13 protein-coding genes and 1 tRNA gene are annotated in these 13,268 nt (G+C 63.0%); 11 read left to right on the forward strand and 3 right to left on the reverse strand.

Annotated elements, in window-relative coordinates; genetic code table 11:
- Positions 1-4 precede the first annotated feature (4 nt).
- Complete coding sequence (alr, locus tag V3572_RS07655) at positions 5-1,129, reverse strand: alanine racemase (RefSeq protein WP_332110392.1); 1,125 nt, start codon at positions 1,127-1,129, stop codon at positions 5-7.
- A gap of 202 nt (positions 1,130-1,331) precedes the next feature.
- On the opposite strand from alr, the gene V3572_RS07660 reads away from it, so the two are divergent.
- Positions 1,332-1,408: transfer RNA gene (locus V3572_RS07660), tRNA-Met, on the forward strand.
- A 578-nt stretch (positions 1,409-1,986) separates the two neighbouring features.
- Here the strand turns inward: V3572_RS07660 and V3572_RS07665 are convergent.
- Positions 1,987-2,154, reverse strand: coding sequence for a Flp family type IVb pilin (locus V3572_RS07665; RefSeq protein WP_163302088.1), 168 nt, complete (start codon positions 2,152-2,154; stop codon positions 1,987-1,989).
- On the opposite strand from V3572_RS07665, the gene V3572_RS07670 reads away from it, so the two are divergent.
- The 8 genes from V3572_RS07670 to V3572_RS07705 all read left to right on the forward strand — a co-directional run bounded on the left by V3572_RS07670 (position 2,144) and on the right by V3572_RS07705 (position 8,992).
- Positions 2,144-2,458, forward strand: coding sequence for a hypothetical protein (locus V3572_RS07670; protein ID WP_332110393.1), 315 nt, complete (start codon positions 2,144-2,146; stop codon positions 2,456-2,458). The genes V3572_RS07665 and V3572_RS07670 overlap by 11 nt on opposite strands.
- A 496-nt stretch (positions 2,459-2,954) precedes the next feature.
- Positions 2,955-3,569, forward strand: a complete 615-nt coding sequence (locus tag V3572_RS07675; RefSeq protein WP_332110394.1) for a hydrogenase maturation protease — start codon at positions 2,955-2,957, stop codon at positions 3,567-3,569.
- A 116-nt stretch (positions 3,570-3,685) separates the two neighbouring features.
- Positions 3,686-4,009 carry a TM1266 family iron-only hydrogenase system putative regulator gene (locus tag V3572_RS07680; RefSeq protein ID WP_332110395.1) on the forward strand — a complete coding sequence of 108 codons (324 nt, stop codon included), beginning with the start codon at positions 3,686-3,688 and terminating at the stop codon, positions 4,007-4,009.
- 1 nt (position 4,010) lies between these two features.
- Complete coding sequence (locus V3572_RS07685) at positions 4,011-4,274, forward strand: hypothetical protein (RefSeq protein ID WP_332110396.1); 264 nt, start codon at positions 4,011-4,013, stop codon at positions 4,272-4,274.
- Positions 4,261-5,715 (forward strand): aspartate ammonia-lyase, encoded by a 1,455-nt coding sequence (locus V3572_RS07690; RefSeq protein ID WP_332110397.1) that lies wholly within the window; start codon positions 4,261-4,263, stop codon positions 5,713-5,715. Before V3572_RS07685 ends, V3572_RS07690 begins: the two co-directional genes overlap by 14 nt.
- 182 nt (positions 5,716-5,897) lie before the next feature.
- Positions 5,898-7,184: a [FeFe] hydrogenase H-cluster maturation GTPase HydF gene (hydF, locus tag V3572_RS07695; protein ID WP_332110398.1), complete on the forward strand. Its 1,287-nt coding sequence runs from the start codon at positions 5,898-5,900 to the stop codon at positions 7,182-7,184.
- 155 nt (positions 7,185-7,339) lie between these two features.
- Complete coding sequence (locus V3572_RS07700; RefSeq protein ID WP_332110399.1) at positions 7,340-8,605, forward strand: [FeFe] hydrogenase, group A; 1,266 nt, start codon at positions 7,340-7,342, stop codon at positions 8,603-8,605.
- 12 nt (positions 8,606-8,617) lie between these two features.
- Complete coding sequence (locus V3572_RS07705; RefSeq protein WP_332110400.1) at positions 8,618-8,992, forward strand: iron hydrogenase small subunit; 375 nt, start codon at positions 8,618-8,620, stop codon at positions 8,990-8,992.
- A 277-nt stretch (positions 8,993-9,269) separates the two neighbouring features.
- On the opposite strand, the gene V3572_RS07710 is transcribed toward V3572_RS07705, so the two are convergent.
- The gene (locus V3572_RS07710) at positions 9,270-10,109 is read right to left on the reverse strand and encodes a substrate-binding domain-containing protein (protein ID WP_332110401.1); all 840 of its coding nucleotides are present in this window, start codon (positions 10,107-10,109) and stop codon (positions 9,270-9,272) included.
- 372 nt (positions 10,110-10,481) lie between these two features.
- On the opposite strand from V3572_RS07710, the gene V3572_RS07715 reads away from it, so the two are divergent.
- The gene (locus V3572_RS07715) at positions 10,482-10,730 is read left to right on the forward strand and encodes a hypothetical protein (protein ID WP_332110402.1); all 249 of its coding nucleotides are present in this window, start codon (positions 10,482-10,484) and stop codon (positions 10,728-10,730) included.
- Positions 10,731-11,230: 500 nt separating this feature from the next.
- Complete coding sequence (locus tag V3572_RS07720; RefSeq protein ID WP_332110403.1) at positions 11,231-13,261, forward strand: methyl-accepting chemotaxis protein; 2,031 nt, start codon at positions 11,231-11,233, stop codon at positions 13,259-13,261.
- Positions 13,262-13,268: the final 7 nt, after the last annotated feature.

Consider the following 13,268-nt stretch of genomic DNA (forward strand, 5'->3'; position numbering starts at 1 on the left):
GCGCCTAGTCGATGTATTCGCGGGGGTTTAAGCCGAGCAGGCACAGGGGTTCGTAGGGGATGGTGCCCCACCAATCGGCCAGGTCATCGGGGGTAATGGCCTCTTCGCCCTGGCCGCCGAGCAGCAGGATCTCGTCGCCGGGTTTGGCGGAAGGGATTTCGGAGACATCCACGGCGGTGAGCTGCATGCAGACCCGGCCGCAGATAGGCACCCGGGTGTCGCCAAGCAGCATGAAGCCGGTATTGGAGAGGCTGCGGCTGTAGGCGTCGGCATATCCGGCGGCCACCACGGCCACGCGCATGGAGTCGGGCGCGGTGAAGGTGCGGCCGTAGCTGATGGATTGGCCCGGGGCCAGGTCGTGGACCGAGACGATGCGGGTGGCCACGTCCATGGCGGGTTTGAAGCCCTGTCCCAAGTGGGCCAGGGAGGCGCCGTGAAAGGGATTGCCGCCATAGAGGGCGATGCCTGCCCGACGGGAGTCGAAATGGGCCTCGGGATGGGCCAGGATGGCGGCGGAGTTGGCCAGGTTGCTTTGGAAGGTCAATCCGGCCTTACGCAGCGTATTGCGGATGGCCGTGAACTCCTGAATCTGGGCCGCCACATAGTCCACATCCTCGGGGTCGTCGGCCGTGGCCAGATGGGAACTGAGCATGGCCACATGCAGGCTGGGGGCGGCGGTGATGATCCGGGCGGCCTCGGCGGCCTCCTTGCGGGTGAAGCCCAGACGCCGCATGCCCGTGTCGCATTTCAGCGCCACGCCGAGCGGAGAGTCCATATGCCTGGCGACTCCGGCCAGCAGGTGCAACTGGTCGGGGTGGTGTACAAAGGGAATGATGTCGTAGGCCCAGAGGCTCTGGCACTGGTCGGCGTCGATGGGCCCCAGAAGGGACACGATGCGCCCGGGGATGCCCGAGGCGCGCAGGGCCACGGCCTCCTCCACCGTGCCCACGGCGAAGGTGGCGGCCCCGGCGGCAGACAGGGCTCGGGCTACAGGGATGAGGCCATGCCCGTAGGCGTCGGCCTTGATGACCGGGATGGTTTCTCCGCCGGGACGACACAGGGCTTTATAATTGTCCACGATATGGGCCACGCGGACGCGGACGCGCAGGGAATTGTACGGAATGGTCATGGGCTGCCGCCTGGGTTGGAGTTGCGGCCGAATGCGGCCGGTGGAAATGTGGCCGACTCGGGCGGGGATTGCAAGCCGCTTTCGCACGCCGGGAGGGGGAACGGGTTATCATGGGGCCATTTGCAATTCGACCCGGTTGCCGTCTTGCCAAAGGCCAGACGAATGTGTATTAAGCCCGTCTCCCGCATGCGGGAGCTTTCGCGGCGAGGTAGCTCAGGTGGTTAGAGCATGCGGCTCATATCCGCAGTGTCGGGGGTTCAAGTCCCTCCCTCGCTACCAAGATTGACCCGGCGGGACAGGCCAACAACCTGTCCCGCTTTTTTTCGGATCACGTCGTTCTCCCTCCCTGATAGCGTCCCAGTCGCCCGGACAGGCCCGATCAAACGCCCGCATGGCGCGCATGCGCCTTGTGTAGGCGATTTTTTGATTTCATCCGGCCATCACGCTGGAGAACGGCAATCCTTTTGTTCTCCCAAAACGCATCTTGCGTCGCGGGACCATGACGGCCTGAAACACGTGTCCCAGGGCAGCTGTTTCCTGTGAGGCCGTATCGGAAGGTGGCCGGGGCGTCGCCGACCGCCGTCGCCGCATCATACAGCCGCACCACGGATCAGACGCGAGAAAGCCGAAGGACCGCCCGAGAGCGGTTCTTCGGCTTTCTCGCGTGCCGCTATCGTCGGCAGACTCGAAAATCACACTGGTGGCGCGACGATGCCGCGCCGTTTGCGAGAGGTTTTCGAAACCAACCGTCCGGCGGCGTGGCCGCTGCTGGCGACAAAAAGCCCCGGTTTCGAAAAACCGGGGCGTTGTCGTCAGTCTGGGGCGGGCCGTGTGGCCCGCCCGTGTCTATGGCGTTGTTAGCCGCCGATGCCGGTGTTGATTTCTTCGAAGGTGCTGCGAAGCGTGGTGCCCAGGGTGGTCACGGCGAGCACGATGACGGCGGCGATCAGCGAAGCCAGAAGTCCGTATTCCACTGCCGAAGCCCCTTCCTCATCACGCACGAAGTTCATGATCTTGTTCAACATGGCCGTTCTCCTTTTATCGAATTTTGAAATTTTTTCCCTTGCGGATGACTCTCTTAAAGCAACCGCCGTGCCAGGCCGGTTCTTCGCGTCAAAACAGCCTGAGCGTATCTCAAACTGCTATAGAATTGTTTGTCGTGACGGGAAGTTGCCTGAAATCATCGGCGGCCTTCCCCATGTCCACGCCCGGTTCGCCGGACGGCATGATCCATATTTAGTGGAGCCAAAGGCCGGGGAAAACCGGGGAAGCCGCGATTGGCAAGGCGTTTCGCGTCTTTCCATGATTCGTGGCGCCCAGGGTGGATAATCCACAAATCGTGGATGTGAAAACATGGCTGCCGGAAATGTTCACGTGGGCTGCCATGTTCAGAGCCGAAACACAGAATGCCCGGGTTTTCAATCCGTCCCTGGGCTGCTGGTCCATCACCTGCTGCACCCAAAATCTGCGGCCCCCTCAGGCGACATGAAACCCTCGCCGCTTCCCTGCACCCGTCCCGTCCGGGAGGACTGCTTCGGACCTCCGGGGGGGGAAAACCCTTACGGGCAACCGTCCCGAACGATGCGCCTTTTTTCACGAAACCGATTGCATCTTTTGCCCGATGGGGATATCTGATTCCGAAGTAGCATCTTTTTTGATTTTGTATCCGATAAAGAGGAAGTTTCTAAGTTTGTTGTCACCCTCCCTGTCGACCCGCCCGGCCGTTTTCCCTGCCAGGCCGGGCGAGGCGGACAGGGATGACCCAAAGCGTTCCCGGCATCCGTCGGTGCAACCGACCAACGCCGGGACGGCAATGCGAGGCGCGATGCGTACCCACTTGGCGACGGCGCAACCGTCATTTTCTCCTGGACCGACGCCCGCTCCGCTTCCGCCGGAGACGACCGGACGCCGCTATGCCGTGGTGGGATTCGGCAACCTGTTTCGCGGCGACCACGGTGTCGGGCTCTACGCCCTGGAGGCCCTGGAACAGGCCGGATTCGGACCCGAGGTCCGTCTGGACTACATCGTCGGAGACTACCGCAACCTCATGACCTGTTTGTACGGGACGGACGTGGCGGTGATCGTCCAGGCCGACGTGGTCAGCGGGCGTCCGGGGGATATCCATTCCCTCGACCTGGCCCGCTTTCGCACCCTGGCCGCCCTGGACCATCACCTGCCCTCCCGCCGCGTGGCCCTGGCCGAGATGCTGGGGATTATTGAGGCGGCATATCGGCTGCCCCGGGAACTGCGCATCGTTCTGGTCGATCCCGACCCCGCGTTCGACGACGGCGGGGCGGGCCTGTCCAGGGCCGTTCGTCGCGGGGCGCGGCGGGCCGTGGAATTGACCGCCTCCGTTTTGGAGAGAAACGGGGCCGTTCGCCAAAATGGCCGCATGGTCAACCGGGTGTACCGCATCCCCTGGCTGGACATGACCCTGTAGCGGCCTTGCCGGGAGAGCGCACGGGGGAGAAATCCGAACCCCTCTGAGCCGATGCGTTTTGGAAAACATACAGCCTGTTGTTGGAGTTGAACCAGTCTTCACTCAGGAGTGCGAACATGAACGACGCCGCAAACACCCCCGGCCGCCATCCTGCGGGAGCAGAGACCCGCATGGGCATCCTGGCTCTGGCCGTGAAAAACCGGTCCGAGGCCGCCGAAGCCGTCAACCGGCTGATCAGCGAATACGGGGAGCTGGTCATCGGCCGCATCGGCGTGCCGTACCGGCAAAAGGGATTGAGCGTCATCGCCATGATTGTGGAAGGCACGACGGACGCCCTGGGGGCGTTTAGCGGCAAGCTCGGCATGCTGCCCGCCGTCAAAAGCAAGATGGTGCTGTTCGACAGCACGGCGCCGGGCCAAACAGACGTTCAAGGATCGTAAGATGTTCCAAGACACGGTAGCGGATTGGGTGGACGAGGCCAGCATCAGGGTCGCTCTGGAGTCAGGCCGCACGGAAGACGCGGGAAAAGTCCGCGACATCCTGGCTAAAGCCCTGGAGCTGAAAGGTCTTCGCCTGCACGACGTGGCCGAGATCGGGAAACGGGCCATCGCCCAGGAACTGGACGACATGCTGCCCAAAACGAGGCGCGTGTCGCAGCGCATGATCGAAAAGGTCCGCTCGGGACGCCGCGATGTCTCCTGTTGACGCCAGATATCAGGCCCCCATGCCGGGGTGCGCCGGGGAGGTCCGCCTGGAGCGGGATCTCCTCGGCGAGAAGGCCGTGCCGTTTGGCGCCTCCTACGGCATTCACACCGCCCGGGCGCTTGAGAACTTCCCCCTGTCGGGGCGAAGGGTGCATCCGGAACTGACCCGGGCCCTGGTTCTGGTCAAGCGGGCCTGCGCCCGGGCCAACATGGAGACCGGACATCTGCCCCTGCATGTGGGCGAGGCGATCCTTTCCGCCTGCGACGAGGCCCTGTCCGGCCTTTTGCCCGAGATCGGGATCACCGACGCCCTGCAGGGCGGGGCCGGAACCTCGGCCAACATGAACGCCAACGAGGTGCTGGCCAACCGGGCCGAGGAGATGCTCGGCGGCAGACCCGGCGACTACGCCCGGGTGCATCCCCTGCATCACATCAACCTGCACCAGTCCACCAACGACGTCTTCCCGACGGCCATCAAGGTCGCGGCGATCACGCTTTTGCGCCGTCTGGAAAAGTCCCTGGCCGCCCTGCAGACGGCCTTCCAGGACAAGGAGCGGGAATTTGCCGGGGTGGTCAAGATGGGCCGCACCCAGCTTCAGGACGCCTGCCCCATTACGCTTGGGGCCGAGTTTTCGGCCTACGGCGAGGCCCTGTCCCGGGATCGCTGGCGGGTGTTCAAGTGCGAAGAACGCCTGCGGGTGGTGAACCTGGGGGGCACGGCCGTGGGCACAGGCGTCACCGCCCCGCGCGACTATATTTTTTGTGTAGTGGACAAGCTGCGCGAGGACACGGGGCTTGGGCTGTCCCGGGCGGAAAACCTGATGGACGCCACCCAGAACGCCGACTGTTTCGTGGAGGTTTCCGGGATTTTAAAGGCCGTGGCCGTGAACCTCATGAAGATTTCCTCGGATCTGCGTCTTCTGGCCTCGGGGCCCCGGGCCGGGCTGGGGGAGATTCATCTTCCCGAGGTCCAGGCCGGGTCGAGCATCATGCCCGGCAAGGTCAACCCGGTGATCTGCGAGGCCGTGGGCCAGGCCGCGCTCCGGGTCATGGCCCTGGACGCCCTTACGGCCTCGGCGGCTATGTCCGGCCAGCTCGAACTCAACGCCTTCCTGCCCCTTCTGGCCGACGCCCTGCTTGAGGGCCTGACCCTGCTGGATGCCGCCTGCGCCATGTTCCGGACCAAATGCGTGGAGGGCATCGCCGCCGACCCGGCCGCCTGCGAGGAGCATGTCCACCGTTCCTGGGCCACGGTGGTGGCCCTGGTTCCGGCCATCGGCTACGAGGCCGCCGTGGAGGTGGCCCGGGAGGTGCGCGAGACGGGAAAAACCGTGCCCCAGGCGGCGCTGGAACGCGGGCTTCTGTCCGCCCCGGAACTGCGGCGTCTGTTGTCTGCGGAAACCATGACCGTCCTCGGGCAGGGCCGGGAGGGAAGGCCATGAACCGCCAGGACAACCTTGACAGGGAGGCCCTCTACGACCGGCTGCATCCCGGAAAACACCTGAAGGAACGGCTGGCCGCCCTGCATTTACGACCACAAGGAGGCTGTGGGCCTCAAATCGGCCAAGGCCGTGATCCGGCAGGCCGGTCACACGCTTATCAGGGACGGAGGTCTCAATAAACCATGCGCGAAACCCCGAAAGGACTACGTCTGCACATCGGCGTCTTCGGACGCCGCAATGTGGGCAAGTCCTCGCTTGTCAACGCCGTAACCGGCCAGCCCGTGTCCATCGTCTCGGACACGCCCGGCACCACCACCGATCCGGTGGAAAAGGCCCAGGAGCTTTCGCCCCTGGGGCCGGTGGTCTTCATCGACACGGCGGGCCTGGACGATGCGGGCGCGCTGGGGGAGCTTCGCGTCAAGCGGACGGAGAAAACCCTGGACCGCGTGGACGTGGCCCTTTTGGTCACCGAGGCCGGGGTGTTCGGGGATGACGAAATGCGCATTGCGGCCATACTCTCCGAACGGGACACCCCCTTCGCCGTGGTGGTGAACAAAATCGACCACAACCCGCCCACACCGGAATTTTTGGATCGCATCGCGGCCTGTTGCGATCCCGCCCCGCCGGTCATTCCGGTCTCGGCCGTACAAGGCCTGGGGCTTTTGGCCCTCAAGGAAATCCTGGTGAAACTGGCCCCGGACGACTGGTTCGCGGAGCCGCGTCTGGTGGGCGACCTGTTGCGGGCCGGGGAACTGGCCGTGCTGGTGGTGCCCATCGATCTGGGCGCGCCCAAGGGGAGGCTCATCCTGCCCCAGGTCCAGGCCATCCGGGACATCCTGGACAGCGACGCCCGGGCCATGGTGGTCAAGGAACGCGAACTGCGCGACGCCCTGGAGCAACTCACGCACAAACCGGCCCTGGTGGTGTGCGACTCCCAGGTGGTGCTCAAAACCGCCGGGGACACGCCCGCCGATGTGCCCATGACCACCTTTTCCATCCTCATGGCCCGCTTCAAGGGCGACCTGGCCAGACTGGCCGAGGGCGCGGCGGCCATCGACCGCCTGCGGCCCGGGGACCGGGTGCTCATTGCCGAGGCCTGCACCCACCATCCCCTGGCCGACGACATCGGCCGGGTCAAAATTCCCAGATGGCTGCGGCAATATGCGGGCGGGGCCATCCAAGTGGAGGTCAAGGCCGGGGCCGCCTACCCCGAAGACCTTTCGCCCTATGCCCTGGTCATCCACTGCGGGGCCTGCGTCGTCAACCGCAAGGCCATGCTGTCCCGGCTCTATCATTCCATCCGCCAGGACGTGCCCATGACCAACTACGGTCTGGCCATCTCCTTTCTCCAGGGGGTGTTGCCCCGCGTCCTTCTGCCCTTTCCGGCGGCCCGGGCGGCCTTTGAGAAGGCCCGGGAGACATGGCGACGCTCGCCACAGGAAAGGGACGTCATGCATGGAGGCATCTGAGGCCCGCGAAACCGTGCCGTTTCGCATACAAACCATAACACAGTCCGAGGGTGACATGACCTCAGACACGGGGGTCAAACAAAAGGAGGAGCCGCACAGCACCACATTGCCATGTTGCCTGAATCACTTTTGACCACGAAACATGGAGGAATCTCATGAGCAGAATCGAAATCGAGAAAATCTTTTACGAAAACCAGGTTCCGGATGCCAAGGCTGATCCGGACAAGCTCTTCTTTGTCCAGGTCGATGAGACAAAATGCATCGGCTGCGACACCTGCATGAGCTACTGCCCCACCGGCGCCATCTTCGGCGAGACCGGCGAACCGCACAAGATTCCCGACCAGGCGGCGTGCATCAACTGCGGCCAGTGCCTGACCCATTGCCCGGTGTCGGCCATCTACGAAACCCAGTCCTGGATTCCGGAGATCGAGGCCAAGATCAAGGATCCGAACGTCAAGGTCATCGCCATGCCCGCTCCGGCCGTGCGCTACGGCCTGGGCGACTGCTTCGGCCAGCCCCTGGGCTCGGTGACCACGGAGAAGATGCTCGAAGGCCTGAAAAAGATCGGCTTCGACCACGTCTGGGACAACGAGTACACCGCCGACGTGACCATCTGGGAAGAAGGCAGCGAGCTTCTGGCCCGGTTGACCAAGAAATCGGACCTGCCGCTTCCCCAGTTCACCTCCTGCTGTCCGGCCTGGATCAAGTATGTCGAGACCTACTATCCGGAATTGATCCCGCATCTCTCCACCTGCAAGTCGCCCATCGGCATGTGCGGTCCCCTGTCCAAGACCTATGGCGCGAAAGCGGCCAAGTACGATCCGGCCAAGGTCTATACCGTGTCGATCATGCCCTGCACGGCCAAGAAGTACGAGGGCATGCGTCCCGAGTTCAAGGCCAGCGGTCACAAGGACATCGACGCCACCATCACCACCCGCGAACTGGCGTATATGCTCAAGAAGGCGGGCTTCGACCTGCCCAAGGCCGCTGACGGCAAACGCGACGCCATCATGGGCGAGTCCACCGGCGGCGCGACCATCTTCGGCGTGACCGGCGGCGTCATGGAAGCGGCCCTGCGCTTCGCCTACGAGGCCGTGATGAAGAAAAAGCCCGAGAGCTGGGACTTCAAGGCCGTGCGTGGCCTGACCGGCTTCAAGGAGGCCTCGGTCGACCTGAACGGAACCGTGGTCAAGGTGGCCGTGGTGCATGGGGCCAAGCGCTTCAAGGACATCTGCGAAGAGGTCAAGGCCGGAAAGTCCCCGTACCACTTCATCGAGTTCATGTCCTGCCCCGGCGGCTGCGTCATGGGCGGCGGCCAGCCCATCATGCCTGGTGTGCTTGAGGCCATGGATCGTCGCGTGACTACCTTCCACGCCTCGTTGCAAAAACGTTTGGCCATGTTTAACGCCAACAAAGCATAAGGGGGGAACGCCATGTCCATTCTCCAACTCACCCGGCGCGGTTTCCTCAAGACGGCCTGCGTCGCCTCCGGCGGCGTGCTCATCGGACTGCGTCTGACCGGAAAGGCCGTGGCCGCCGGCAAGCAGCTCAAAGAGTACATGATGGACCGTATCAACGGGGTCTATGGGGCGGACGCCAAGTTCAAGGTGCGCGCCTCCCAGGACAACACCCAGGTCAAGACCCTGTACAAGGACTTCCTGCACGAGCCCCTGGGGCACACGTCCCACGAACTGCTGCACACCACGTATTCCGACAAGTCGGCCGGGATCAAGAAGCTTACCGCCGAAGGCAAGTTTCCCAATCCCCGGTCCAAGGAGTTCGCCGGTTCGACCTATCCCTATGAATAACCGCTAGCACCGCGCGACCCGAGGCCAGGGCCACAGGCCTGACACCAAGGGCGCGGCGGTTTGCCGCTTCTCCCCAACGCGCCGCATGCGTCCCCGTCCGTTCCGACGGATGGGAATGTTCCCTCCCGCCGCCGCATCTCCACCCCGGCCAACCAGCCGCAAGCGTTTCGTGCAACGCGGCGACAGGCCCGCCTCGGGGATCAAAATGACACCGCCGCATCCGGCCTGTGCAGGCGCGGACACGGCGGCGACCCGATGTTGGCAGAAAGGATGGCGGTTATTGCGGGGCAGGGCCGTACACGTACAGGGTGGAGCCGTTTTTGGTGTGCCCATTGATCATTTCTTTGGCCTGGGGGGTGAACCACCAGTCCAGGAACACCTTGGCCAGGGCCGGATCGGTCTTGGTGCATTTCTCCGGATTGACGCGCATCACGCTGTACCGGTTGAGCAGGGCCGGATCACCCTCGACCAGAATGGCCAGGGGGTTCTTGTCGCCCTGGTTGGCGGAAAAAAACTTCCAGGAGGCCCGGTCGCACAGGGTGTAACCGCCCTTCTCGGCCGCCATGAGCACCGTGGCCGACATGCCCTGGCCGCTTTCCAGATAGGACTCCGAAACGGCGGGTTCGATCTTGAGTTCCTTGAGCAACTTCTTCTCCAGCATGTGCGTGCCGGAATTGTCGCCACGGCTGATGAACAGCGCCTTGTCCCCATGGATGCGGGTCAGGGCGGCCCGGATGTCCTTGCCCGTGGTCTTGGCCGGATCGGCCTTGGGGCCCACCAGCACGAAGTCGTTGTACATGACTTCCTTGCGGTCCAGGCCGTTGCCTGCGGCCACAAAGGCCTTTTCCGCGTCCGGGGCATGCACCAAAACCACGTCCGCGTCGCAGTTCTTGGCGATTTCCAGGGCCTTGCCCGTGCCCACGGCCACGTACTTCAGTTCGATGCCCTTTTCCTTGGCGAACACATCCACGATCTTGTCCAGCAGGCCGGTTTCAGCCGTGGACGTGGTGGTGGCCAACATCAGGGGTTTGAGCTGGCCGTCGCCAGCCAGACAGGTGGCGACGCCAAACAACATGCCAAGGGCCGACAGGATGAGGAAGATATTTATGGTTTTCATGACATATGTCTAACCTCACATGACAAAAAAAGTCAATTATTTCAAAATTAACATAACAAAATAACCTCCGGGCGGATGCCGTCCGGGGGCATCCGGCTGCTGGCGTGTCGCGGTTAGGACTGTTCCTCCCCGCACTCCGGGGCCAGTGCCCAGGCCGCCCGGTCGCGTCGCGGTTCGCCGCAGGCCCCTCCCCTGGCGTCTGCGGGCATGACATCCCTTTTGGTCTGTGCTAAACGGCCGACATGCGGAGTGTGGCGACCCCTGGCTGCAAACCAAATGAGTGGGCAGGCGAGAATCGCCCGCACGACCTGTGACAGGCCCGGCGGCACGGGGCTCTACAACGACATACCCTTTCCCGGAACGGGAGGTTTCATGCAACGCCCTCTGATTCTCGTTTTTCTTTGCGCGGCCCTGCTCATGGTCGGATGCACAAAGCCGCCCTACCGCGCCCCGGACAAGTCCCTCGCCCAACTCAACGGCGACTATACGGACTGCTACAGCCAGGCATCCTTGACGGCCAACACCCCGCCCTACCCCGACAACCTCTTTCGCACCGTGTCCGATCAGACGGACCAGTGCATGAAAAGCCGCGGCTATACCGGCGGCTGCCTTTTCGATTGATCAGATCCCGGCGGCGTCCCTCCGGCCGGATTGCCGCCACGGCCGGTTCAAGACGACGCCCCCTGCCCAATCCGGCGGGGAACGCAAACTCTTCCTTCCGTGTTCCGAGGGTGTTTTCGAACGCATCCTGGCACGGAAATGCGCCACGGATGGCCGGAACCATCCAGCCTCTTTGGCTACGGCTTCCCTGAAGATGTTCCTGGCTGGCGATATGCAATAGAATTTCTGTTTTTTTTGCCGTCCCGCCATACGCCGTACAGCCCTTCGTGTTTCAAAACCCTCCGTATTATTTGAAGAACATCACAACATGCCCGCCTACCTGACCCAGGCTTACGACGTCCGGCCAGAGCAGGCGCACTCGAATACCCCTTGCACATTGGATATTTCTCCTGATATCGTGATAACCTATCATATTGAAAGCCTTCACCTTGCAGGGCTTGACTGGAGAGACGCCACACGCACGGAATTTGTGAAATTTCTTACATAGTTATGGAGGAATCATGAAAATTTCCATTTTCTGGAAGCTGGTGGGCATGATCTGTATAACCATCGTGCTGCTCTCCGGGTCCATCTTTTTCACCGTGAACCACTTTGTCGTCGATGGTTTTGACAAGGAAGCCTCCGGCGCCATCCAGAAATTCCAGAAAAGCGTGGACCATGAGGTGGAGGATCTGCGGCAGTTTCTCCAGACCGGGGGCGCCTTGCTGGCTGAGAATCCCGCCGTGGCCAAGGCTATGGCCGAAGGGGACGGAGCCTTCTTGAAAAAAGCCGCCAAGGATCTCATGGACCGAACCATGGTCGAATTCGTGACCATTTCGGACAAGGACGGCAAGGTGCTGGCCAGGGGACACGCGGACAAGGCCGGAGACAGCGTCCTGAATCAAACCAACGTGAAAAAGGCCCTCCAGGGGCAGACCAGCGTGGGCGTGGAACCCGGCACGGCGGTGAAGTTCTCCCTGCGGGCGGGATGCCCGGTGCGCTACGAGGGCAAGATCGTCGGGGTCATCACCCCGGGCATCGATCTGGGCTCCCACAGTTTTGTGGACAGCATCAAAAAACGCATCGGCGTGGAATGCACCATTTTCGAGAAAGACACCCGCCTGTCCACAACCATCATCCGCGACGGGAAACGGGTCGTGGGCACCAAGATGGACAACCCCAAGGTCATCGAGACCGTGCTCCAGAAATCCCAGCCCTTCATTTCCCGCAATATCATTTTGGGCCGGGACTACGATACGGCCTATTGGCCCCTGGTGGATGCCGGCGGCAAGACCGAGGGCATGTTTTTCATCGGCGCGGATCGGGCGCTCATCGAATCCGTTGAGTCGGAAATCGTCACGGCGGTGTTGACCGTGACCGGCATCGTGGCCTTGATCATGATTGCGGCCGGCGTTTTCTTCGCCCGTTCTCTGTCGCGCCCCCTGGGCCGGGCCACATCGTTTGCGGTGTCCGTGTCCGAAGGCAACCTGAACGAAACCCTGGAGGTCGCCAACAAGGACGAGATCGGCACCCTGGCCGCCGCCCTGCGCAAGATGCTGGACAATCTCAAGGCCAAGATCCTCGAATCCGAAGAAAAGACCAGGCAGGCCGAGGCCCTGGCCGTCAAGAGCCAACAGGCCACCGAAGAGGCCACCGAGGCCAAACAACAGGCCGAGGTGGCCAAGCGCGACGGCATGCTCCAGGCCGCCTCCCAGATCGACGTGGTGGTGGAGCGCCTGACCACGGCCTCGGAAGAGCTGTCGGCCCAGGTGGAACAGGCTGGACGCGGGGCCGAACTGCAACGGGAGCGGGCCGGGGAAACGGCCACGGCCATGGAAGAGATGAACGCCACGGTTCTTGAGGTGGCCAAAAACGCCGGACAGGCCTCGGAGAGTTCCGACGCGGCCCGGCAGATGGCCGAAAACGGTTCCTCGGTGGTGCAGCGGGTCATCGGGGCCATCTCCCAGGTGCAGACCCAGGCCACCACCCTCAAGGCGAACATGGGCAGTCTCGGCAAACAAGCCGAGGAGATCAGCAAGATCATGAACGTCATCGAGGACATCGCCGACCAGACCAATCTTTTGGCCTTAAACGCCGCCATCGAGGCCGCCCGGGCAGGCGAGGCCGGGCGCGGCTTCGCCGTGGTGGCCGACGAGGTGCGCAAGCTGGCCGAAAAGACCATGAACGCCACCCAGGAAGTCAGCCAGGCCATCACCGCCATCCAGGCCGGGGCCCGGAAGAACATCCAAAATACCGACGACGCCTCAAAGGCGGTGGAAAACGCCACGGTCCTGGCCGGGAAATCCGGCGACGCCCTGACCGAGATCGTCCGTCTTGTGGATTCCGCCGCCGACCAGGTGCGCTCCATCGCCACGGCGGCCGAACAGCAGTCCTCGGCCAGCGAGGAAATCAATCGCAGCATTGAGGAGATCAACCGCATCTCCGCGGAAACCAGCCAGGTCATGGGCGAGTCCGCCCGGGCCATCCAGGAACTGTCCATGCAGGCCCGGGAGCTTCAAGAGCTGGTCGAGGACCTCAAAACCCAGGACTAGGCGCGAA

Origin of the sequence: Desulfolutivibrio sp. (genome assembly GCF_036584575.1) — a bacterium.
GTDB lineage: Bacteria > Desulfobacterota > Desulfovibrionia > Desulfovibrionales > Desulfovibrionaceae > Desulfolutivibrio.

What these genes read in the sequence shown, in the direction of transcription:
- alr (WP_332110392.1), bottom strand. Translation starts at nt 1,129, where the DNA reads ATGACCATTCCGTACAATTCCCTGCGCGTCCGCGTCCGCGTGGCCCAT.
- V3572_RS07665 (WP_163302088.1), bottom strand. Translation starts at nt 2,154, where the DNA reads ATGTTGAACAAGATCATGAACTTCGTGCGTGATGAGGAAGGGGCTTCG.
- V3572_RS07675 (WP_332110394.1), top strand. Translation starts at nt 2,955, where the DNA reads ATGCGTACCCACTTGGCGACGGCGCAACCGTCATTTTCTCCTGGACCG.
- V3572_RS07680 (WP_332110395.1), top strand. Translation starts at nt 3,686, where the DNA reads ATGAACGACGCCGCAAACACCCCCGGCCGCCATCCTGCGGGAGCAGAG.
- V3572_RS07685 (WP_332110396.1), top strand. Translation starts at nt 4,011, where the DNA reads ATGTTCCAAGACACGGTAGCGGATTGGGTGGACGAGGCCAGCATCAGG.
- V3572_RS07690 (WP_332110397.1), top strand. Translation starts at nt 4,261, where the DNA reads ATGTCTCCTGTTGACGCCAGATATCAGGCCCCCATGCCGGGGTGCGCC.
- hydF (WP_332110398.1), top strand. Translation starts at nt 5,898, where the DNA reads ATGCGCGAAACCCCGAAAGGACTACGTCTGCACATCGGCGTCTTCGGA.
- V3572_RS07700 (WP_332110399.1), top strand. Translation starts at nt 7,340, where the DNA reads ATGAGCAGAATCGAAATCGAGAAAATCTTTTACGAAAACCAGGTTCCG.
- V3572_RS07705 (WP_332110400.1), top strand. Translation starts at nt 8,618, where the DNA reads ATGTCCATTCTCCAACTCACCCGGCGCGGTTTCCTCAAGACGGCCTGC.
- V3572_RS07710 (WP_332110401.1), bottom strand. Translation starts at nt 10,109, where the DNA reads ATGAAAACCATAAATATCTTCCTCATCCTGTCGGCCCTTGGCATGTTG.
- V3572_RS07715 (WP_332110402.1), top strand. Translation starts at nt 10,482, where the DNA reads ATGCAACGCCCTCTGATTCTCGTTTTTCTTTGCGCGGCCCTGCTCATG.
- V3572_RS07720 (WP_332110403.1), top strand. Translation starts at nt 11,231, where the DNA reads ATGAAAATTTCCATTTTCTGGAAGCTGGTGGGCATGATCTGTATAACC.